Raw genomic sequence first — 3,385 nt, 5'->3', positions numbered from 1 at the left:
CCCCTTACCGCTCGGCGCCGATGACGTGGTAGCGCAGAAAACGCCGTGCAGCTTTGACGTCTCGGTGTGGGAGTTCTGGTGGCCGTTTATCGCCGGCGCCCGGCTGGTGATGGCTGAGCCCGAAGCGCATCGCGATCCGCTGGCGATGCAGCGTTTCTTCGCCCGCTACGGCGTGACCACCACCCACTTTGTGCCGTCGATGCTGGCGGCGTTCGTCGCTTCGCTAGACGCGGAAAACGTCGCCGCCTGCCGCACGCTGCGGCGGGTCTTCTGCAGCGGCGAAGCGCTGCCGACCGGATTGTGCTGCGAGTGGGAAGCGCTGACCGGCGTGGCGCTGCACAACCTCTACGGCCCGACCGAAGCGGCGGTTGACGTCAGCTGGTATCCGGCCTGCGGCGCGGAGCTGGCGGCGGTGACCGGCAGCAGCGTGCCGATCGGCTGGCCGGTATGGAACACCGGATTACGCATTCTTGACGCCACTATGCGCCCGGTACCGCCCGGCGTGGCGGGGGATTTGTACCTCACCGGCATCCAGCTGGCGCAGGGCTATCTCGGCCGACCGGACCTGACCGCCAGCCGCTTTATTGCCGATCCGTTTAGCCCAGGCGAGCGCATGTACCGCACCGGCGACGTGGCGCGCTGGCTCGACAGCGGGGCGGTGGAGTATCTGGGGCGCAGCGACGATCAGCTGAAAATTCGCGGCCAGCGCATTGAGCTCGGCGAAATAGACCGCGTCATGGCGGCGCTGCCGGACGTGGCCCAGGCGGTCACCCACGCCTGCGTCTTTAATCAGGCGGCGGCCACCGGCGGCGATGCGCGCCAGCTGGTCGGCTACCTGGTCTCTGAATCCGGGCTGCCGCTCGATACCGCGGCGCTGAAGGCGCGCCTCGGCGAACAGCTGCCGCCGCACATGGTGCCGGTAGTGCTGATCCAACTGCCGGCGCTGCCGCTGAGCGCTAACGGCAAGCTGGATCGTAAAGCGCTCCCGCTGCCAACGCTGAGCCAGGAACGCCGCGGCCGGCCGCCGGAGTCGGAGAGCGAGCGTGCGGTCGCCGAGGCGTTCAGCCAGCTGCTGGGCTGCGACGTGAACGATATCGAAGCGGACTTCTTTGCGCTTGGCGGCCACTCGCTGCTGGCGATGCGCCTGGCGGCGCAGCTGAGCCGCCGGTTTGCGCGTCAGGTGACGCCGGGACAGGTGATGGTCGCCTCGACGGTCGGCCAACTGAGCGCGCTGCTGGCGTCCGATCTCAGCGACGAGCAGGCGCAGCGCCTGGGCTTTGATGCGCTTTTGCCCCTGCGCAAAAGCGACGGTCCGACGCTGTTCTGCTTCCATCCGGCCTCCGGCTTTGCCTGGCAGTTCAGCGTGCTGGCGCGCTACCTCGACCCGCGCTGGTCAATTACCGGCATTCAGTCGCCGCGCCCGCAGGGGCCGATGGCGAACGCCGCCAGCCTGGATGAGGTCTGCGAGTCCCATCTGCAGACCTTACTGGCGCAGCAGCCGCACGGGCCGTACTACCTGTTCGGCTATTCCCTCGGCGGCACCCTGGCGCAGGGAATTGCCGCGCGCCTGCGCCAGCGCGGTGAAGCGGTAGCGTTCCTCGGGCTGCTGGATACCTGGCCGCCGGAGTCGCAAAACTGGGCGGAAAAAGAGGCCAACGGCCTCGACCCGGAGGTGCTGGCGGAAATTGACCGCGAGCGGGAGGCGTTCCTCGCCGCCCAGCAGGGGCAGCCGTCCGGCGAGCTGTTTAGCACCATCGAGGGCAACTACGCCGACGCGGTGCGCCTGCTGACCACCGCGCACAGCGCGAAGTTCGACGGCAAGGCGACCCTGTTCGTGGCGGAAAAAACGCGCCAGCCGGGGATGGACCCGCAGGCGCTGTGGGGCCCGTGGGTTGGCGAGCTGGAGGTCTTCAGCCAGGCCTGCGCGCACGTAGAGATTATCTCTCCCCAGGCCTTTGAGTCGATAGGCCCGGTGGTGCGGGAGATTCTGGGATAGGTCGCGCGTCGTCCGGAGGTTTCCGGACGACCTCTGCACATCGCTCTGTAGCCCCGGTCAGCGTCGCGCGAGCCGGGGTTTTTTTATGCTTTAGCCGGGGGAATGCCAGAGGCTAGCGGCGGCCCAGCGGCACCACCAGCGGCGTGTGGGCGACCGGGTCGTCGATGATGGTGCAGCGCAGGCCGTAAATCCGCTCGATAAGCTCGGCGGTCACGATCTCTTTCGGCGCCCCTTCGGCGATAATTTTGCCGTCGCGCAGGGCAATCAGATGGGTGGCGTAGCGGCAGGCCTGGTTGAGGTCGTGCAGCACCGCCGCCAGGGTATAACCCTTCTCGCGGTTCAGCTCGCTCAGCAGCTCGAGGAGATCGATCTGATGGCTGATATCCAGCCAGGTCGTCGGCTCGTCGAGCAGCATGATGGCGGTTTCCTGCGCCAGCACCATCGCAATCCACGCGCGCTGGCGCTGGCCGCCGGAGAGCGTATCAACGCTCTGCTGCGCAAGGTCGGTGATGCCGGTGGCGCGCATCGCCTGATTGACCGCCTCATCGTCCTCTTTCCGCCAGCGGGTGAACATCGGCTGATGCGGATAGCGGCCGCGGGCGACCAGCTCCTGGACGGTAATATCGCCCGGGGTGGTGGCGTTTTGCGCCAGCAGGCCGATGCGTCTGGCGACGTCCTTGCTGGCGTAGCGCTGGATCTGCTCGCCGTCGAGGTAAACATGGCCGCTGGTCGGGGTCATCAGGCGGCTGAGGGTGCGCAGCAGCGTCGATTTTCCGCATCCGTTGGGGCCAATGATGGCGGTGAAGTGGCCGTCGGGAATGGTCACGTTCAGCGATTCGGCGATGATCTTTTTGCCGTATGCCAGGGTCAACTGGTCGCCGCGCAAACGGGGTGTTACAGCGGTCATTTTTTGCGGGACTCCTGAATTAACAGTGCGATGAGATAGATACCGCCGAGGCTGACGGTGACGACTCCCACCGGCAGCTGATAGGGCATAAACAGGCGCTGGGCGCTGTAGTCGGCCAGCGCCAGCAGCAGCGCGCCGCACAGCGCCGACTGGGTCAGACCCCAGCGCGCGGTGCCGCTGAGGCGGCGGGCGATATGCGGGGCCACCAGCGCGATAAAGGAGATCGGACCCGCCAGCGCGGTGGCGGCGGCGGTCAGCACCACTCCTACCAGCATCAGCAGCAGGCGAGAGCGCTCGACCCGCACGCCGAGCGCGCAGGCGGTATCGTCACCCATTTCCAGCAGGCGCATGCGCCGCACCAGCAGCACGCTGCACGCCAGCATCAGCACAATAAGCGGCGCCGACGGCCAGGTTTTCCCCCACGTCAGCCCGTTGAGCGAACCGGCGTTCCACAGCCCGGCGGAGAGCGCGGTCTCCAGCGA

General features: G+C 67.2%; 3 protein-coding genes. 1 reads left to right on the top strand and 2 read right to left on the bottom strand.

What is annotated here, in order from left to right:
* A partial coding sequence (locus PFH44_RS26100; RefSeq protein ID WP_283826627.1) for a thioesterase domain-containing protein occupies positions 1–1,996 on the top strand: 1,996 nt, incomplete at its 5' end.
* A 112-nt stretch (positions 1,997–2,108) separates the two neighbouring features.
* Here the strand turns inward: PFH44_RS26100 and fepC are convergent.
* Both fepC and PFH44_RS26090 read right to left on the bottom strand, forming a co-directional pair.
* A complete protein-coding gene (fepC, locus tag PFH44_RS26095; protein WP_045854415.1) occupies positions 2,109–2,903 on the bottom strand; it encodes an iron-enterobactin ABC transporter ATP-binding protein in 795 nt (264 codons plus the stop codon).
* On the bottom strand, positions 2,900–3,385 hold a 486-nt coding region (locus PFH44_RS26090; protein WP_283826626.1), incomplete at its 5' end, for an iron chelate uptake ABC transporter family permease subunit. The genes PFH44_RS26090 and fepC, both read right to left, overlap by 4 nt.

Origin of the sequence: Klebsiella sp. Ech2A (assembly GCF_030078455.1) — a bacterium.
GTDB classification, from domain to species: Bacteria; Pseudomonadota; Gammaproteobacteria; order Enterobacterales; family Enterobacteriaceae; genus Klebsiella; species Klebsiella terrigena.
The sequence above is the reverse complement of the archived record's forward strand: the minus strand, read 5'-3'. Positions and strand labels throughout refer to the sequence as shown.